This window comes from Candidatus Baltobacteraceae bacterium (genome assembly GCA_036488875.1).
Classification (GTDB): Bacteria; Vulcanimicrobiota; Vulcanimicrobiia; order Vulcanimicrobiales; family Vulcanimicrobiaceae; genus JAFAHZ01.
In genome coordinates, this window is the sequence record DASXGW010000007.1 from 181778 (window position 1) to 199640 (window position 17863).

14 protein-coding genes are annotated in these 17863 nt (G+C 59.5%); 7 read left to right on the forward strand and 7 right to left on the reverse strand.

The annotated features are described in order from the left end of the window. Window positions 1-75: 75 nt before the first annotated feature. Window positions 76-1098, forward strand: a complete 1023-nt coding sequence (locus VGG89_10035) for a cyanophycinase (GenBank protein HEY1976875.1) — start codon at window positions 76-78, stop codon at window positions 1096-1098. On the opposite strand, the gene VGG89_10040 is transcribed toward VGG89_10035, so the two are convergent. Further along, on the reverse strand, window positions 1095-3881 hold the full coding sequence (locus VGG89_10040; protein ID HEY1976876.1) for an NB-ARC domain-containing protein: 2787 nt from the start codon (window positions 3879-3881) through the stop codon (window positions 1095-1097). The two genes, VGG89_10035 and VGG89_10040, sit on opposite strands and share 4 nt — an antisense overlap. 138 nt (window positions 3882-4019) lie before the next feature. Here VGG89_10040 and VGG89_10045 point away from each other — a divergent pair, with 138 nt between their 5' ends. Next, window positions 4020-5444, forward strand: coding sequence for a hypothetical protein (locus VGG89_10045; protein HEY1976877.1), 1425 nt, complete (start codon window positions 4020-4022; stop codon window positions 5442-5444). Between the two features lie 78 nt (window positions 5445-5522). Here the strand turns inward: VGG89_10045 and VGG89_10050 are convergent, their stop codons facing one another. Then, window positions 5523-5897, reverse strand: coding sequence for a hypothetical protein (locus VGG89_10050; protein ID HEY1976878.1), 375 nt, complete (start codon window positions 5895-5897; stop codon window positions 5523-5525). A gap of 164 nt (window positions 5898-6061) precedes the next feature. Between VGG89_10050 and VGG89_10055 the strand changes: the two genes are divergently transcribed. Together VGG89_10055 and VGG89_10060 are read left to right on the forward strand one after the other, a co-directional pair. Next, entirely contained in the window at window positions 6062-8767 is a 2706-nt protein-coding gene (locus VGG89_10055) for an AAA family ATPase (protein ID HEY1976879.1), read from the forward strand. A gap of 51 nt (window positions 8768-8818) precedes the next feature. After that, window positions 8819-10192 (forward strand): PQQ-binding-like beta-propeller repeat protein, encoded by a 1374-nt coding sequence (locus VGG89_10060; protein ID HEY1976880.1) that lies wholly within the window; start codon window positions 8819-8821, stop codon window positions 10190-10192. Window positions 10193-10216: 24 nt separating this feature from the next. On the opposite strand, the gene VGG89_10065 is transcribed toward VGG89_10060, so the two are convergent. Continuing rightward, window positions 10217-11389 (reverse strand): choice-of-anchor tandem repeat GloVer-containing protein, encoded by a 1173-nt coding sequence (locus VGG89_10065; protein ID HEY1976881.1) that lies wholly within the window; start codon window positions 11387-11389, stop codon window positions 10217-10219. A 179-nt stretch (window positions 11390-11568) separates the two neighbouring features. On the opposite strand from VGG89_10065, the gene VGG89_10070 reads away from it, so the two are divergent. From VGG89_10070 to VGG89_10080, 3 genes are all read left to right on the forward strand, one after another. Then, entirely contained in the window at window positions 11569-12372 is an 804-nt protein-coding gene (locus tag VGG89_10070; GenBank protein HEY1976882.1) for an MEDS domain-containing protein, read from the forward strand. After that, the gene (locus VGG89_10075; GenBank protein HEY1976883.1) at window positions 12372-13016 is read left to right on the forward strand and encodes an MEDS domain-containing protein; all 645 of its coding nucleotides are present in this window, start codon (window positions 12372-12374) and stop codon (window positions 13014-13016) included. Before VGG89_10070 ends, VGG89_10075 begins: the two co-directional genes overlap by 1 nt. Before the next feature lie 596 nt (window positions 13017-13612). Continuing rightward, complete coding sequence (locus tag VGG89_10080) at window positions 13613-13876, forward strand: hypothetical protein (GenBank protein ID HEY1976884.1); 264 nt, start codon at window positions 13613-13615, stop codon at window positions 13874-13876. A 152-nt stretch (window positions 13877-14028) separates the two neighbouring features. On the opposite strand, the gene VGG89_10085 is transcribed toward VGG89_10080, so the two are convergent. The 4 genes from VGG89_10085 to VGG89_10100 all read right to left on the reverse strand — a co-directional run bounded on the left by VGG89_10085 (window position 14029) and on the right by VGG89_10100 (window position 17837). Beyond that, entirely contained in the window at window positions 14029-14634 is a 606-nt protein-coding gene (locus tag VGG89_10085; GenBank protein ID HEY1976885.1) for a DUF4760 domain-containing protein, read from the reverse strand. A 14-nt stretch (window positions 14635-14648) separates the two neighbouring features. Continuing rightward, on the reverse strand, window positions 14649-15239 hold the full coding sequence (locus tag VGG89_10090; protein ID HEY1976886.1) for a DUF4760 domain-containing protein: 591 nt from the start codon (window positions 15237-15239) through the stop codon (window positions 14649-14651). A gap of 126 nt (window positions 15240-15365) precedes the next feature. Next, the gene (locus tag VGG89_10095; protein ID HEY1976887.1) at window positions 15366-15776 is read right to left on the reverse strand and encodes a hypothetical protein; all 411 of its coding nucleotides are present in this window, start codon (window positions 15774-15776) and stop codon (window positions 15366-15368) included. Between the two features lie 438 nt (window positions 15777-16214). Beyond that, entirely contained in the window at window positions 16215-17837 is a 1623-nt protein-coding gene (locus tag VGG89_10100) for a hypothetical protein (protein ID HEY1976888.1), read from the reverse strand. Between the last annotated feature and the right edge of the window lie 26 nt (window positions 17838-17863).

A 17863-nucleotide genomic window follows, 5' to 3' on the forward strand; every position in this document is an offset into this window, starting at 1 on the left:
TGCGCCACTGCTGCTCTCGCACTTGGAGCCTGCGCCGGAAGCAACGCTCCCTCAGTGCCCACCTCGTCTGCCCCTGTGAAAGGGTTGCGCCCTCACGGGGCGTGTAAGTACCAGTTTTATCCGCCGGTGGGGAGCAGCACGCCGAGCAACGTAACGCCTCAAGGGCCAGGCATCATCATGGGCGGCGGCGGTACCGACGTCGACGCGGGGTTCGTGTGGATGCACGACACGATTGCCGGCTCGCCGTCGGGAAACGGCGGCGACGTCGTCATTCTGCGTTCGACTGGAACCAATGCGTACGACTCGTACATTTACGCCCTCGCGAAGTTTAATTCCGTGCGCACGCTATTGCTTCCGACGTGCACGCCGGCGAGCGTATTGCAACAGGCGGCGACGATCGTCAATCAGTCCGAGGGCGTCTTCTTTGCGGGTGGAAATCAAGCCGACTATATCAGCGCCTGGACGGGTACGCCGCTCGCGACCGCCGTTCAGAACCTCTACAATCGCGGGGGAGTCGTTGGGGGAACCAGTGCCGGCGACAACGTGCTGCCGCAGTATATTTTCGATGCGATCGCCTCAGGAAATAAGTCGGTCGAAACGAAGGACGTCGTCGCCAATCCCTACGAGTCGACCATTAGCTTTTCGTACGATTTCCTGAATCTGCCGATCTTGCAGAACGTCATGACGGATCCGCACTTCGTTACGCGCGATCGCTTCGGGCGCTTTGCTGGATTCCTGGCTCGCCAGTTTGCAGACGGGAAAGACACCGGGACGGTCATCCACGGAGTCGGCATCGACGAAATGACCGACGTGGTCGTCGACAAGAATGGGATTGGAACGCTCTTACTACAAGGTACGGGTGGTTCGGCGTACTTTTTGAGCGCGGGCCCGGCTCAAACCATCAGCGCGAAAACACCGCTGGTATACGACAACATTCAAGTTACCCGTTTAGGCGCGGCGGGGCAAACCTTCAACTTCAAAACCTGGTGCGCTGCGCAACCGACCTATACCGTTAACGTCAACGGCAACAACTCGCCGATCTACGCCCCGAATCCGCCGTACACGCCGCCGCCCAGTGCGATCATCCCCACCTGTTAGAGGGCGGTTTTAGCGAGCAGACGTACTTCAGCGATGGCCTTCTCTTCGGTCCAGAATTTGCCGGCGCTCACACACGTGTCGAGGTGTTCCTCCTCGATGGCGCCGCTCCAGAAGGCGTTGAGAAGTTCGGTATATCCGAGCAGCTCGGTGTGCTCGCGCGTAATCTCGAGCGCTTCGAGTCGTCCGTCGATATAGCCAAGCAGGTGCGCCGCTCGCGCGGCATTTCGGCTGCCGTTGCTGCTTTCGAGCATATGAGCCGCCGTCAGATGTTGAACCGCGTAGATTAGCGAGACTTCGTCTCTTTGGCCGTCGCAAACGATGTCCAGCGCTTCGCGCGCATGCTCTTTCGCATCGGCGTAACGTTGAAGCGACAACTCGTAGGCGGCGATATTCACTAAGATTCCCGCCAGGAGATTGTACCGTCGCAGATCGCGCGCGCTCGTCAACGCCTCCTTCGCCAATCGAAGCGCCTCTTGCGCATTCCCCGCCATGAACTCCGCTTCGGCCAGCGTCGCGGCAGTGAGCATAACCTTCGATGCGTCGGCGGATTCTTGGTAGGCCGCAGATGCCTGTGCGAAAAGCCCACGCGCGGCCACGACGTCACCCTGGAGCGCGCGTGCAACGGCGAGATCTCCCAAGACGGCGCCCAAACGCGTCGAGCCGCAAGCCCTTCGACCTGCGAGCGCCTCAAGTAAAAGCGCCTCGCCCTCGTCGACTCGCCCCATGTAGAGCAGCGAGCGGCCCGCCAAGCGTTGAGCGTCGGCAACGTTGCTGGGCACGTGGAGGTCTTTGAATAGCGTTAGCGCGCTGACGGCGGCCGTATGCGCTTCTCGGAAATGATTGAATATCGAGGCGAAGCTCGCGCGCGCCAACTCGAGTCCGGCAACGATCTCCTTGGGCGTCTCATCGGTAACCGACTCAAACGCGACGGCGAGCCAGCGCAGACCTTCGGCCGGCGCGACGGCACCGAACACACGGGGAATTGAAGCGGCAATGCGCTGTCCGACGAGCCGATCGCCGCACGAGAACGACCAGGAAAGCGCGTCGCGCAAGTTCTCGAGTTCGGCTTCGGCACGCGCCAGCCACGCACGAGGCGAAAACGTCTCGTACTGACCGTTCAACGCTTCAAGGTAATCCGCGAACAGGCCGGCATGCCGGTTGGCGGCGGTTTCGTGTTCGGCTGCGAACGTTAGCTTCTCACTCGCGTAGTCGTGGGTCGACTCGAGGAAGTCGTACCGAGTGGACTCTTCCCAAGGTTCCGTAAAGAGCAAAGACTTGTCGACGAGCGACGTCAGCGCGTCGATAACGTCGACCGAGTCGACGCCGGAGCTCTCGCACAATGCTGCCGCCTGCTCGGTCGTAAAGCCGTTGAGGAAAATCGAGACCTTGCGGAAGATCGATTGCTCGCGTTCGGCGAGCAGATCGTAGCTCCAATCGATCAGCGCGCGCATCGTTTGATGACGCGGCAGCGCGCTTCGGTCGCCGCCGGTGAGCAAGCGAAAGCGCTCGTGGAGTTTCTCCGACAGCTGCTTGGGAGTCAGTATCTTGACGCGTGCGGCAGCCAGTTCGATGGCCAACGGAATACCGTCGAGCCGGCGGCAGATCTCCGTTACGTCCGGCGTATTGTCGTCGGTCAACGTGAAACGTTTGTCGGCCGAGCGCGCACGATCGGCAAAGAGCGCAATCGCTCCGGCGATCTCCAAAGACGGCATACGATACGCGTCCTCGCCGGCGATCGCGAGAGCCTCGCGGCTGGTGGCAACGATGCGCGTATCCCCGCACTGCTGGAGGAGGACCGTGCAGACGGCGCGCGCCTCGGCGATGACGTGCTCGCAGTTGTCGATGATCAGCAGCAACTGCTTGCGCTTGAGGTAGCCCACGATGGTATCGAGCGGAGAGCGCGTCTGCGACTGCGGCAGGTTCAGTGCGCGCACGATGGTATCGGTTACCAGCGTTGCATCTGCGACTGGAGCAAGATCGACCAGCCACACGCCGTCGGCGAAGCTCGGAAGCAACTGCGTGCCGATCTCTAACGCCGCACGCGTCTTTCCAATGCCGCCCGCGCCGGTCAAGGTGACGAGACGGAACGTACGGAGCGCTCGTTCGATCTCGGCGACGTCGTTCTCGCGCCCTACGAGCGATTTTACGAGCTGCGGCAGATTCGTGCGCGGCTGTTCGTGGAGTCGCAGCTCCGAATCGAGCGTCACGAGTGCGAGCCCCGCCGCCTCGACGAGGGCGCTAAGCGCGTGCAGATCCTCCGCGTCGTAGTCGATGTGCTTGGGTGCGACGGCCAGAAACCCAACGAGCTCACCGCGCGCCATCATTGGAAACGCAAGGCGCCCCGCGGCCATCGAGCCGAGCGCGGTTGGATCTACCGGAACCGGTGACGACCGCAGACGGATAGGTAGCGCATCGTTGAGCGGTATGCTTTCAAGCGTGCGTTCGAAGGATGTGGCTTCGGGCGCGTATTCGCCGCGCCAAAGATACACGGCCGATCCCGCGGTGCTCATGTGACGATCGACCGTTTCGATCATGTGATGGAGCAGTTGCGATACGTCGGCGTACGAAGTCAGCTGTTTTTGCAACCGCGCCAAGGCGGCGCGCGCTTCGCGTCGGCGCTTCGTGAAAATCGAGTCAATGAGCGTTTCGACGCGGCTATGAAACGGCCTGAGCGCAAGTGCGCCGGCTGCGACGATGCCAAGTTCGATGACGGTGCCGGCGACGCGCGAGTGGTGCGAAACGAAGTTTTCGGTCAGCGTTTCGCCAATCGCAAAGACCGCCACCACAACGGCGGAAACGAGTCCGTATGCATACGCCCGAAGACGCGCTGCATTTGCGGCGCCTCTCATACTCGCCCATTATGCGGTGATTGGCAGCGAAACGCAACGCAACGGCGAAGTGCTTCGCTGCGAGAGGTGCACGTGAAAGCTATACAGATGCGTTTGATTGCTCTTGGCGGCGCAATGGCGCTTGCTTTTGCCGGGTGTGGAGGAAGTGAGCAACAAGCAGGCGCTGGATTAGCTGGATTACAAGCGAGTCAACCGAGCGTCGCGTTGCACACGTATCACGTTGCGCGATCGGGCGTCAGCGTCGACCTGCACGTACGCGCAAATACGGTGCTGCCGAATTCGTCGATCCGCTTTCAACGTTCCGAAAAGCGTGCTCGAACGACCGAGCAAGCTTGTCTGTCGATTCCGCCGATTGAGATCTTCAATCCGCGCTTCGTTCCCATCACGATCGGCATCCCGTCCTTTACGGTACACCTGCCGTGCGCGAACACGGGCATGCTCTTCGGAGCGACCTGGACCCAAATCAAACCGTTGCCTTCCGTAATCGCGCCGCTAAAGATCGGCGATGCAACGGCGATCCGCCGCGCGATAACGTTCGCCCCGGGGGTGCAGAGCGTAACGCTTGCGCCGCGCACCAGGTACGAGCTCATCATTCTACCCGAGCAGTCGACCTCGGACGTCGCCTTTCCGGTCGTTCCGTCGGCTACGACGAACTTGACGGCGAACGCCACCGATGTGACCTCGGGCACAACGTTCAACGGACTGACCTTCTCGTATCCGAATGCGTCGGGCGCGTCGAGCTATTCGGCGGCGTGTTTCCCGGCCTTTGTGAACGGACAGCTCGCGTCGTTCCTACAGAACGTCGCGCTCGTCGGCACGCCTTCGTTCTATTGTGACCTCACCACGCCGTTCAACGCGCCGGTCACCTTTGGACAGACGGTGAAGTTCAACGTGCTGTCGCCGCCGGCGGACCGTGCGCTTTTTGAGCCCGACGGAGTGCCGCAAGGCTTTGCGTGCTCGGCGCCGTCAAATAATTCCAGTTCGTGTAACGTACCGCAGTTCAGCATTCCCACCACCTATCAAAACTTTATCGTAGGAAACGTACAGGATCTGCGATCGTGCGTTCCCGTTACGTCCGGCGTGGATTGCAACGGTTTTGGAACCGATCGGCAAGGCGGCGCGCGCACGAACGTGCCGTGCTGCAGGGAGTTCCAGCTGCTCGTTGCCGACGATCCGACGTACAAGCCGCCGGCGTCGTCGTTACAGCCCTGGGATGGTCTGTTCCGGATGACTTATACACCCGGAGTTTGTGTAGCCAGCACGGGTCCCGACAATGACCACGACGGCCCTCCGGGCTACTCCGACAGCGCGCAGAAGGGCATCGGCCCGGCAGCCGAGTTTGACGTTGCGTTGCTGGCGTCGGGAACGTGTACGATTACGGTTACCGAAGATTCGAAATATATCATCGATGACAGTAATCCGAGTGCGCCCACTCCGCGATCCGCTACAATCACCCTTACCGTCGGTCAGGTGCCCGCGACTTTACCTGGGAAGTAGGGGTTCCTCCCCATACCGCCGGCCTCCCGAGGGCGGTATGCTCACCTCGTGCCGATCTGCGACGACCTCGCTCCGGTTCTATTGCAGCGTATGCGTCGCTTGAATCGTGCCGAGCGAACGATTCTCATGCGGGCCGCGGTCATCGGGCGGCGTTTTCATCTCGCCGTTCTGACTGCCACAACGGCTGTAGGCGAACATCGCGTACGAGCGATTCTCGAGAAGGCTTGCACTCTGCAATTGACAATACGCGAGAGCTCGCACGACGACTGGTATGCTTTTCGGCATGCCTTGATCAGAGACGTCGCTTACGAAGAGTTCGTCCGCACGCGGGTGCTCCAAGTTCACCGCCTCATTGCGCGTGCCTTCGAGCGCTGCGCGGATGAAACGGGGACATCGCTCGACGATCTCGCCTATCACTTCTGGGCCGGTAGAGATGCGCGGCGGTGCGTTCACTACAACGAGCTCGCAGGTGATCGAGCGGTTGCCGTCTTTGCCAACCAGGACGCTCGAATCTACTACACGCGTGCGCGCGAGTTTACACACCCGCGTTCGGAACGATATCGACGCTTGACGAGCAAGCTTGCGGGTCTGCAAGGCGATGAATAGAAGACCGCCGGGTGATCGTTCGACCCGTTGTCTGTCGCCGGTTCATTGGTCGGCAGGCGGAGCTCGCATATCTTCAAGAGGCGCGCCTCGAAGCGGGCGCTTCTCGCGGCGGCTTGATCTTTGTTGCCGGAGACGCCGGCCTGGGCAAGTCACGGCTCATCTCAGAGTTTTGCCGCTCTTTGGCCTATTCTCGTTGGCGAACCGCTTTCGGTTCATGCAGGGAGTTTGGAGGCCGCCCCTATGGTGCACTTTTAGACGCGCTATCTAGCTTCGACTCCAGCGCGACACGGCTTGCCGCCGAATCGAAACAGCAATACTTCGAGGGAATCGTGGGACGGTTAGGCGCAACGGCCTCGCGCCAAGCGTTGCTTCTCGTCATCGAAGACTTGCATTGGGCTGACGCAGCGACGCTCGATTTGCTCGCGTACCTCGGTTCGAAAATCCATCGGATGCGAATCTTGGTTCTCGCTTCCTTTCGACCCGACGCTCTCTACGCCGGGCATCCCGCGGCCGCTGCTATCGAAAGGGTTGGACGTGCCGCGCAAGCCGGTCGCATCGACCTGTCCCCACTCCACGGGATCGAGCTGCAGGCGTTTATCAATGAGGCGTTAGCCGGCTTCAGTCTCGGCGATGAGAAAAGGCGTGCGATTGCACTCGCCGGCGAGGGAAACCCGTTTTTTACCGAGGAGTTACTCAAAAATGCGCTACAGGAAGCCGCCGAAGGCGACGACGGCGACGGCAACGGCAACGGGCGCGTACCTCAGAGTTTGCGAACCACTCTGCTCGAGAGGTTGCGGCCGCTTGAGGCTGACGATCGCCACATCGTTACGCATGCAGCGCTCATTGGACGAACCTTTGCGCTCGATCTCCTGGCGACGGTCGTCGGCACTGAGCCCGAGCGCCTAGTTCCAACCTTAAGGCGCGCTCGCGATTTTCAGCTCATCGATGAGCTGGGCCCCAATCTCTTTAGATTTCGCCACGGGCTCACGCGCGATGCTATTTACGGCAATTTTCTTCGCACGGAACTACGCCCGCTTCACCGCCGAATCGCATCGGCGCTAGAGAATGCGCCAAGCGACGCACGGTCGACCGAAGCCCTGGCCTATCACTGGTGGGCGGCCGGCAATGGCGAGCTTTGCCTTCGGTATAACGAGCTGGCAGGCGACAGCGCTCGGAAAGTGCACGCGCACGAAGACGCGATTGCGTTCTACGAACGTGCGCTCACGCCGGAAAACATCGATCCGTTAGCGCGCGGCTCTATTCTGGAAAAGATTGCGAATCTGCGCTTGGTGTTGAGTATGGCCGAAGAAGGGCAGGCGGCCTATAGCGCCGCCGCCGACGTCTTCGCAGCAGCCTCAGCATTCGAACGCGAGGCGGTTTGCCGCGTTCGTGCGGCCATGACGGCCTACACGATCCAGTTATCCGATACCACGGCCCCTTTGGAGCGGATGCTGGCGCGGCTCGACGAGACCGAATACCTCGCGCGCGGCCGGCTGCACGTTGGCATTGCGTGGATCGCTGCCGCACTGCGCTGTCCGTCCCGCGCAGGAGCCCACCTAGAACAGGTCGATCCGCGAGCCACGAGCGAGGCAACGGACGTCGCGGTGCGATATCATAACGTCGCGGCGTGTGTTGCCGCGGCCCTAGGTGATGCCGATCGTTTTCGACGCGAACACGCGGCGTGGCTCGATGCAGCCCGAGCGCACGGCGCCGGCGCAATGGCCGGCGTCTATTACAATGGTGCCAAGTTTTTTGCTGCCTTCGGACTGCACGAGGAGGCGCGTGAAAACATCGACCAAGCATTACGAGTTGCGCGCGAAACGCGTAACCGCCATGCCGAAGAATGTGCGTACGCGACTGCAGCGCTATGTTACGTATTGAGCGGAGATCTGCGAAGTGCTCGCCAGGCTATCGACAAGATTCCGGCGACGACGGACAATCGCGTCAATATCATCTTCGCCTCGGGTGCGGGAGCCGCGCTGGGAGCCTATCTCGGCGACGAAACCTTGATCGAGAAGTGGTTCGATCGATTCGAAGCCTCAATCTTGTCGGCGCCGGAAATCGAGAGCGGCTTCGGGTTTTCCGAGGTGCTGGTGCGTCGCGGGCGCTACAAAGATGCTGAGGAACTCTTGCACCGCGTGCTGCCTGAGTGTGAGCTCGTGCGCGGCGAAGTTCCAACGTTGCTCGCTATCGGGCGCTATGGAGCGCCGGACGATCGCGCGCGGGCACGTGAATATTTGGTACGCGCCGGCAACGCCGAGAACACGATCGAAGGCCCAGCTCTCGCGCTCTTCGATGCGATGTGCCAATCCGAGGGACAGCCGGAGCAGGCGAAGCGGTTGGCGAGAGAGGCGGCTGACGGGTTCCGCCGCGTTCGCACCCCGCTTCTCGAGGCCGCGGCTCACGAAATGGCGGGAGACGTCGGCGCGGCGCTAGCGTTGTACCGCCGTTGCGGCGCAACGTACCACGTTGCACGCCTCGAAGGCGGCGCCTCAGAGGGCGCCGATTCACTCGACTCGGGCACTCATGCGGAGATTTCGGTCCTATCGATGCGGGAACGTGAGATCGTCGTCCTGGCGGCGGGGGGTCAATCGAATTTGGAGATCGCCCTCCGCCTTTCGATTAGTCACAAGACCGTGGAAAAGCATCTCGGAGCGGCGTATCAAAAGCTCGGCGTGTCCTCACGTCGAGCCCTTCGGTCGTACGTTCGAAGGTAGGGTTGCCCACCCATACCGCGGCGCGCCCCGCTCCCCTACGATGGCCTGGTGATGCAACATATACGATCGATTGCTTCGGGAATTGTGCTCTTCACATTCCCAGCCTCACTCCTGGGCGGCTGCGCGTCGTCCGTCGCGCCCGTTGCGCCGGTTTCGTCGCTCGCTCATCGGGCGATCGTGCAAACGGCCGCAAGCTGGGAAGCCGGCAAGAAAACGGAGCAATGGCTTCAGTTCGGCTTCGATGCGGGACACAGCGGCTACAATCCGCTCGAGAAGATCGTCAACGCCAAGACCCTCAAGAAGCTAAAAATCGCTTGGAACGACAAAAAGATCATTCAGCCCGGGGGCATCGTCGTCGATCACAACGTCGCCTACATTGACGACATGGGTCAAGCCAAGCAAGGGCTGTACGCGCTCAATGCGACCACCGGCGCGCGGAAGTGGTATACGAACCTTCAGCTCAACGGCAGTTGGGGAAGTTTTACTCACGCGGTGGCGGTGGTTGCGGGCAAGGTCGTCGTCTCGCCCTGCAGCAACGGTTCGACGAGCATGTTCTTGACCGGCCTTTGCGGCGTCAATGCGAAAACCGGCAAAGTGCTGTGGCGAACGTACTGCACGCAGTACCAGGGAAATCCGTGCGGCGGTCTTGTCAACGGCGGCACGTCGCCGACGCTCTATGGTAATCTCGTGTATTTTCAGAGCACGCAAGGTGTCAACGAGCAGCCCGACACTGAGGCGCTCGATCCAAGAACCGGTGCTATCGTGTGGGATGTGCCCGGCGTTTATCACTGCCCGGACGCCGGCGATGGGAGCAATAATCCTTTGCCCGCGGCAAATGGCCTAGTGTTCGCCGTGCTGGGCTGTCAAGGTTCGCAGGGTGCCACCGAGATCTGTGCGCTATCTGCCGCGACGGGGGCCGCCGTATGGTGCGATCAGTCTCCAACGACCTACATTGAGGATCTCATTGCAGACGGCAGTCACGTGTACTTGACGGAGCCTACCAGCAATCTCAACGTGGTCGCGCTCGATACCAACACTGGTGCGCAAGCTTGGACGGTGACGCTGCCGGGCGGGAATTACTCAGCGATGGCTACCGCAGACCAACGGCTTTTTGTCGAAGATGACGGACCGGGAGTCTACGCTTTATCGACGGCCACTGGAAAGTCACTCTGGAGCTATACGGCTAATGCGAATCTCTACGTAGGCGGCGTCTTGTCCGTCGCCAACGGTATCGTCTACGCCGACGGCGGCGGCGGAAACAACGGCAACGTCGCCATTACGGCGTTGAGTCAAAAGAGCGGGCACCTGATCTGGACGAGCGGTTCGATCGGCAACGGCGGAGCGCGAATGACGCCGGTGGTCCTCAACGGGACGGTGTACGCGGGATGTTACACGATGTGCTCGTTCACCGTGCCGGCCAAATGAAATCCAAAAACGTAAGGCACGGTGTTATTTGAGCTTCTGCGTGAAGACTGCGCCATCGCCTGCCGATCCGCCTATGAACGCCGTGCCGTAGAGCGTTCCAGTGACGTCAATGAGGTCGCCCATCGGACCTTTGGCGTCGTTGCTGTTCGTGCTTGCGAAATTGTGCACGACTTTCTCACGTGTTCCAACGATCTTAAATAGGACTCCGTTGTTCGTCTTGCCGCCCTCGGAGGTGACTCCATACAGTGCGCCTTTTACGCTAATCACACCGGCATACGGAGCGTTTCCGTCGTCGCCGTTCAAACCACGAAAGGCGTATACCGTCGTTTCAGCGGTGCCGGCAAACTTAAAGACGGTCCCGTTGTTAGTGGGACCACCTTGTTGAGTTGTGCCATACAGCGCGCCCCCCACGTCGGTTAAACCGGAATGTGGGGCGCCCCCGTCATTGGATACGTCTCCAAAGTTATACAACGCCGTCTCGGTCGTGCCGCTGAGTTTAAAGATCGTTCCCATGCCATGCGTGCCGCCGGTTGTCGTCGTGCCGAAGAAGCTGCCGTCGACGTCGACTAAAGGTCCGTACGGGAACTGTCCGTCGGGGGACGCGCCGAAGCTGTGCAGCACGGTTTCGGTCGAACCGCGGAACGAAAACGCGGTTCCCATGCTGTACGTTCCGCCCATATTCGTCGTGCCGTAAAACGTACCGTGCTCGTAGATCATTCCAGCCGTCGGGCTTCCGCCGTCGCTTCCCGATTTGAAACCGTAGAGTACCGTCTCTTTCTTACCGACGATTTTGAAAATCGTCCCGGTTCCAGTCGGTCCGCCGTTCTCTGTCGTGCCATATAGCGCGCCCTTGACGACGACGAGCTTTCCCAAGGGATGGCTGCCGTCGCGCGGGGAGCCCTTGAAACTGTAGAGCACCGTTGACTTGTTGGCGGCAAACTTGAAGACCGTTCCGTCGTCGTACTTTCCGCCTTGCTGAGTCGTGCCGTAGAACACGCCCTTTATGTAGACGAGACCCGCGTACGGATTTGCGCCTGCCGGCTGCCCGAGAAAGCTGAAGGTTTTGTAGCCGGAGCTCCTTGCCGTTTCGTCGGGTGAGGTCCCCGACCCGAATGGCAGCGTCGCGCGTCCGCAAGAAGCTAACGTCAAGGCAATCGTCGTCGCGGCGGCAACAAGAACGAGCAATCGGTGGCGCATACAGGCCTCCTCGATGTTGGCTCCCGTCAGTTAGCGGCAGGCAGCGTTAGGCGACATTCTTACGAGCTATGGGCCGCTCCTTGACGGCAAAAACGCCGTGCAACTTCAAATGATTGCAAGCAACCAACCGGAGGCTCTCACCTAAAGGGTGGCAGGGGCCCATGCGGAACAGATTTGGCTTGAGCAATAACGATTGGAAGCGTCTCTTAGCCGAGCCGGGGTTGGACGGGCACATCGTCCAGCTCTATCAGGATTCCGATTTCTATGGCGAAGCGATCAGTCACTTTGCCGCAGAGGGACTAGTGCGCGGCGAATCCGTCATCCTCGTCGCCACGGAACCGAACTGGCAGAGTATTTCGGCGCGGCTTAGGAATAAAGGTTTCGACGTTCCCGATCTCTTTGATCGCGGACAACTCACGTTTTTGAACGCGAATGATACGTTGCCGTTATTCATGCGCGGCAGCATGCCGGATGGAAATATTTTCAAACCGCTGGCCCACGAAACCATTCAAAGGGCACGCCGTGGCGGGACGTATTCGGGCGTGCGCTGGTGGGGAGAGATGGTCAACGTTCTTTACGTTGAGGGCAACGGCGAAGGATCCAATCGGCTGGAGCAGTTTTTCGACGATGTAGCGCACGAGGCAACGATCCCCATTTTTTGCTCGTTTTTCATGGACCGATATAGTCCCGCTATTTACGAGCAGGCCTTTGCAAACGTGTGCGCCACACATGGGCACGTCATCCCGGCACAGGATTACGTCAGTCACCGGCAAGCCGTGAATAAAGCCATTACCGAGGTCGTCGGGCCGATCGAAGGTGAGCTGCTGCGTTCGATGGCCTCGTGGAAGCGTAACGCCGCGGGAATGCCGTCTTCGCAGCAGGCGCTGCTCTGGGTCAAGGAAGCCGTGCCCGCTCATTTCCAAGATGTGCTGGAAAGAGCGAAAGCATACGATATGCCTGCGGTCGAGGGTGGGAAGCCGTGATGAAATCCCATCTTACCGATTGCGGAATACCAGGGATCGCCGAAATCCCGTATGGCTTCCATATGTGTCACTTCTATCCGTCTGGTCGCGTGCTGCTCGATGGGCTGACCGCCTACTTTCAGGCGGGGGTGCGTAACAACGAGCTCTGCCTGTGGGTAGGATCGTTGCCGTTGCCGGCCAGCGACATACATCGAGAGGTCACGAAGTATCCTGACCTCGTAAAGGCGGCCGAATCCGGGCAACTACGAATTTTGGACGCCCTGGACTGGTTCGGTGAACCATCGGTACTCGACGCGGGGCGCATGGTCCAGCGTTGGATCGCTGAGGAGGAGCGCGCCGCGCTCGACGGCTTCGAGGGCTTGCGGGCCACAAGTAATATCAGTTTCGTACCGCCCGAACATTGGCACCGTTTTATTGAATACGAACGAGTTTTGCACGAGAGTTTGCCTTCAAGGCGCATCCTAATCTGGTGTACGTATGACCGCGAAGACTGCGGGCCGGTGGAATTGATGGAGGTTGCCGGCCATCATCACGCAGTTCTGGAAAAAGGCTCCAAAGCCAACCGCGACGACCATTATTGGGAAGTCTTCATGCCGGAATCCCAGGGAAACATCGTGCAGAACGGTCGGTTCCCGGCTGCCTAGCCCCGCAGCTAGCCTCGATACGTTCTCGCAAGCGTCTTTTTTCTGAGTTCTCGATTCTCGCGTTCGCGGAAACTATCGACGACCTCCGAGCCCCGCCAAGCAACCATTTGGAAACGCTTAGGGGCCGATGAAGCCCAACTACAGGGGATCTTCAAAAGAGTAGCAGGCAGAAGCTACGGTCTGGCCGGGGTGCCTTTCGCAACTGCCGTGGCGCGCAGAACCGTATTTGCCTTGTAAACCCAGAACGTCCACATGCCACCCGCATTGATCGCTGTGACTCCGTTCTTCGCTTGTGCGGCGCTCGCCAGCGGCACCTCTATGCGCGAAGGCTCACTGGCGCGTACTCCACGATCGAGCCACGAGCACTGGCCCGGTTGCAGTCCTTGCGCGGCCGGCTTCGCGGCCTTCGCGAAGCGAACGGTTAGCGTCGGGCCCTGGGCTGACGCCATATTCCCGTCGCCGCGGCATCGCATAGGAAACGTGCTCGGCCTTGGTGTTGCCGTTAGCGAGGTACTTCCGCCGTTCACGAGTCCCGAATTCGCAAAAGGATTGCTGGCACGTTTGCGCTGCTCGTAGGCAAGATACGCCTTCGGGCATTGGTGAAGGACCCCGCGGTACAGGGTGACCGCGACGGGATTCGCGTCGGCCAGATCCTCGTCGAGCAGCAGCAAAAGTTGCAGGGCTTGACCGTCGGGTTTTTGTTGACCGGACATGACAGCGCACGTCTTATCGACGGCGGCAGCCATATCGGCCGCGGTCTGGGCGCGAGCGGCCTCAGCGTCGAGAAAAACGGCGAACAACGATATGGCCAACCCACACGCGACGCCGAGCGCTTTGTATCGCCGGCAGTTCACTTCTAAGCCTGGATTCGTCATGTAGGCACGTGGTTCGACGCGAAATTGACCTTCTCCAGCCATGGCCTCTCAACCGGCGAGAGGCGTGCTTCCGCGACTTTAGGGCGCGCCACTCCCGCGAAGGGTCGGGTTTCTCACGTAGCTTCTGAAGGTAGCGGCTATGTGCCGTCGGTCGACGATGCGACCGGTCTCTCTGACGCTTTGGCTTTTTCAACCGCCTCGATGAACGAGCGTTCTTCGGGCATGCGCGGAAAGCCCTTCGGGTATGTTCCCGTTGGGTGATCGTGCGAGAAACGTTGAGCGAGCACGGCCAAGTATTCGAAGTTCTCCCAAATCCCAGGCGCATCCAGGTCTTTTCGCACGAACGTAATAATCGGTAGCAGTGCGTTCCAGTTCCGCAAAACGACGTGCGACCATGTATCGCATGCAAGGGTTTTGTCGATGATCCCGTTCTTGACGAAGACCCCCAGGCTTTCGAAGAAATTCCCCACCGTGTCGATCGCCTGATACTCGTCCTGAAACTGCGACTGAGGCTGCGCGATCCGCAGCACCTCCTTCGGATCCTCGATGCGCGTGGGGAGCTCGTAGCTGACAAAGCGCTGCGCCTCCCTGAACGCCGGCGATTCCAGCGTTTCGCGACATTCGGTCAACGCGACGATCTGATTGCTTCCACGCATGTGCCGCAGTTGAATTAAGGCGGCGATTGCGGTCGCAGCAATGACCACGAGTGTGCCTAGCGTCGCGACCGTGTTAACGAGTTCCAAAGTCATAAATGCTCCTACGCGGGTGCAAGCGAGGCCGCATACTGCCGATCGACTTCGAGCCACTCGTCCTGAAGGTCGATGCGAGGCATTCCGGCAGGGTATGTTCCGCTTTGATGCGCGGCGAGCCACGCCCTCGAGAGGACCGTCAGATACTCGAAGTGCTCCCACAGACCCATGCCTTCGTCTCGTCGAACTATGGCCGTTACCGGCGCGAGCGTGTCCCACGTTGAATTGATCTGTCCAAAGAAGATATCGAGTACCAGCTTTCTATCAACTAGCCCGTGCTTGACGAGAACTCCCATCGCCTCATACGAATTGCCGAGGTGTGTGATCTGACTCCAGGCGGCCTGGTTTTGCGCGGTCATGTTCCGCCGATGGGTTATCTGATATCGAAAGACGGGATCCTTAAGCACGTCCTTCAAGTCGGTACGCACGAAATGACGCGCGGCTTGTAGCTCGGGGCTTTCCATAATCTCCTGCAATTGGCTAAAGGCGGTGATCTGATTACTGCCGCGCATATGGCGCAACTGAACGATTGCTGCGATAGCGGTCGCAGCGATGACTAAGAACGTGCCGAGTGTGGCAACGGTATTAACGAACTCCAAAGACATAGGCCCTCCAAAATGGCAAAGCGAGCTGATTCTACGTATAAACCTTCTCGATCCTAAGCAGTACGTGCTCTGTGAGAAAATCCGTGAGAAGAACTAGCGTCCTCACAAGACTGCTCACGATCAAGAGCTGATCGCAGCAGCGGGCGCCTTCGAATGTCGCAGATCCCATAACCCGTGGAAGGAGAGGACGGCGGAGAGTGCGGAACCCACGGCGAGCGCGAGGAGCGTCCAAACGAAGAAGAACGCTCCATTGGACTGAGCGAGCGTCCCAGCCGACAGTCCTCCGGCCTGGCTCACGTGAACGGTGAAAACGATCATGCCAGCGACCGAACCGAGAAGCATGATCGTATATCCTGATCGCCGCTCGGCGAGCACCAGCGTTCCGTATAGCCACACGGCGAGTATAGCCGCCGCGATTACGTTTAACGCGGCTGACTTATCCGATCCATAGACGATGTCATCTGTCAAGTGAAGAGACAGCAGCAGGATCGAGAGCAGAGACATGGTGGTTAAGACGATGTTGCGCTTCATGCGGATTCCTGTTGAGGCGGCAAATAAGAGAGTCACTGCTATTTTCTTGCCCGGCCTTCCTACCGGGTCAAATTCGGCCTTGAAACATAACCCAGGTCCAGGTTACGAAAGCGCATCCGTGACAGAGGAAAAACCGCGACCGATAAGGCACTTGCGGGACTTGGAGAGGTGGCAGAGCGGTTGAATGCAGCGGTCTTGAAATTCTTGCAGCTAGCCTCGATAAGTTCTCGCAAGTGTCATTTCTTCTTGACTAGTCGACTTATAGGCCCTTATCGATCCTAAGCGATGCTTATTGTGTGAGAAAATCCGTGAGAAGAATCTAGTTTCTCACTTGATTTCTCAGCAGCGAATCGCAGCGACGCTTACGGTGCTGCTTGCCATCCGGCCAGCATGAATATTTGGACGGACCCTCCGCGCTGTTAGCCTAAGGAATACGGGTCATGGCGTGAACTTCCAGATGACGGCTCCTAAATCGGCCTCATATGCGGTACCGTCGAGCTGGTCCACCGCAAGACCGACGATAATACCGAAGTTCGTTCCAATCGTCTCGACCTTTCGGTCGGCGGAGAGGGTTTTAACGTTACCGAGCGTTTGAACGTATAGCGTATTCGTTACGCGATCGAACGCAAGCAGTCCGGGATACCCCAAGTTGTCGATGTGCTCGGCGACCGATCCATCGGGCGCGTATCTCCGCACGACGGATCGGTCGGAAACGTACACGCTGTGGGTGCGCGGATCGACGACGATACCAGCCGGAGAGAATCCTTTTTCGAACGGCGTACTCGTGCCGTTCGGCGCAACTTTGTCGACGCGGTCGCTATAACCAACGTAAAAATCGTGGGTGCCGGGGTCGATAGCAAATGCACTTGGATTGGCGAAATTCCCGCCCACCGTGGTTGTGTGGCCGTTGGTCACCTTTAGGATTACGCCGCGTAGCTGCGTCAAGCAGTACAAATCGTGCGTGCTCGAGTCCACGGCTAACAGGCACGTATCAGGGAGCCCGTATAGCCACGCGTTAGCGTTACCGTCTGGGAAGACGCGTATGACGGCGCCCCCCGGGCCCGTCAGCCCAGCGACGAAGAGATCGCGCGTGCCGGGATCGAATGCGATGCTCTGAAGCGAGATGCCGCTCTCGGCTACGTAGAAGTTAAACGGAATCTTCTCGCTGGCGGCTTTGGTAATCCGGTATACGGCCTTTTCGAGAACATCGGAAACGTATAGCCGGTTCGTTCCCGGATCGACCGAAACGTATTGAGTGCCCTTAAGGTCGCTGCCGACAAGCGTTTTACTTCCGCCGGGGGCGAGGTCCCAAACTCCGTCGCCGATGGTTGCAACGTACAAATGATGCGTGTGGACGTCGAACGTCACGCCGAGCGGGCCGCGCCATCCCGAGCCGATAGGGATAACCGCATCGTTTCGGTTGATGATGAAGACCGAGTTGAGATCGGGGTCGCTGGCGTAGACCTCACCCGAGTCCGGGTTTAGCGACAATCCATATGCGTTAAGGCCTTTGGCGATTGCCACCTGGGGACGCTGCCCCGGGGGTACTTCCCACACTTTGTGAGTACCGTAATCGCTCACGTAGAGAATGTGGTTGTTGGGATTGACGGTCAGGCCTAACGGGCGATCGAACCCCGTTGCGGCCGTGGAGATCGTCCCATTTGGATGCACGGCTTTGATCGTCCCATCACCTGCATCGACGACGTAGACGATGTGCGTACTGGAATCGACCGCAATTGTAAGCGCGTTTTGAAACCCCGACGCTACCGTGATCACCGCTCCGGTGACGGGGTCGATCTTCTTGACGTCTTGATCCAAGACGTAGACGATCTTCGTCTTTTCGTCGATCGCCACGCTGCGTAGATGAAAGGTCCAATCAGAACCAATCTTTTGCTGACCCCAGGGACGTAAGCTGCGCGACGCGACGGCGCTTCCGAATGCCGGTCGCACGCCCACGGCGCTGTGAGCATTGGGGAGGCTGCCGGACGCGCCGCTGCCGCAACCGGCGATCAGGGAGCCGGCAAGCAAGGCCACCGGTAGACGAAAGGTGCGAGAGTTCACGGGCGTTCTCCCATACAAAGCGCGCA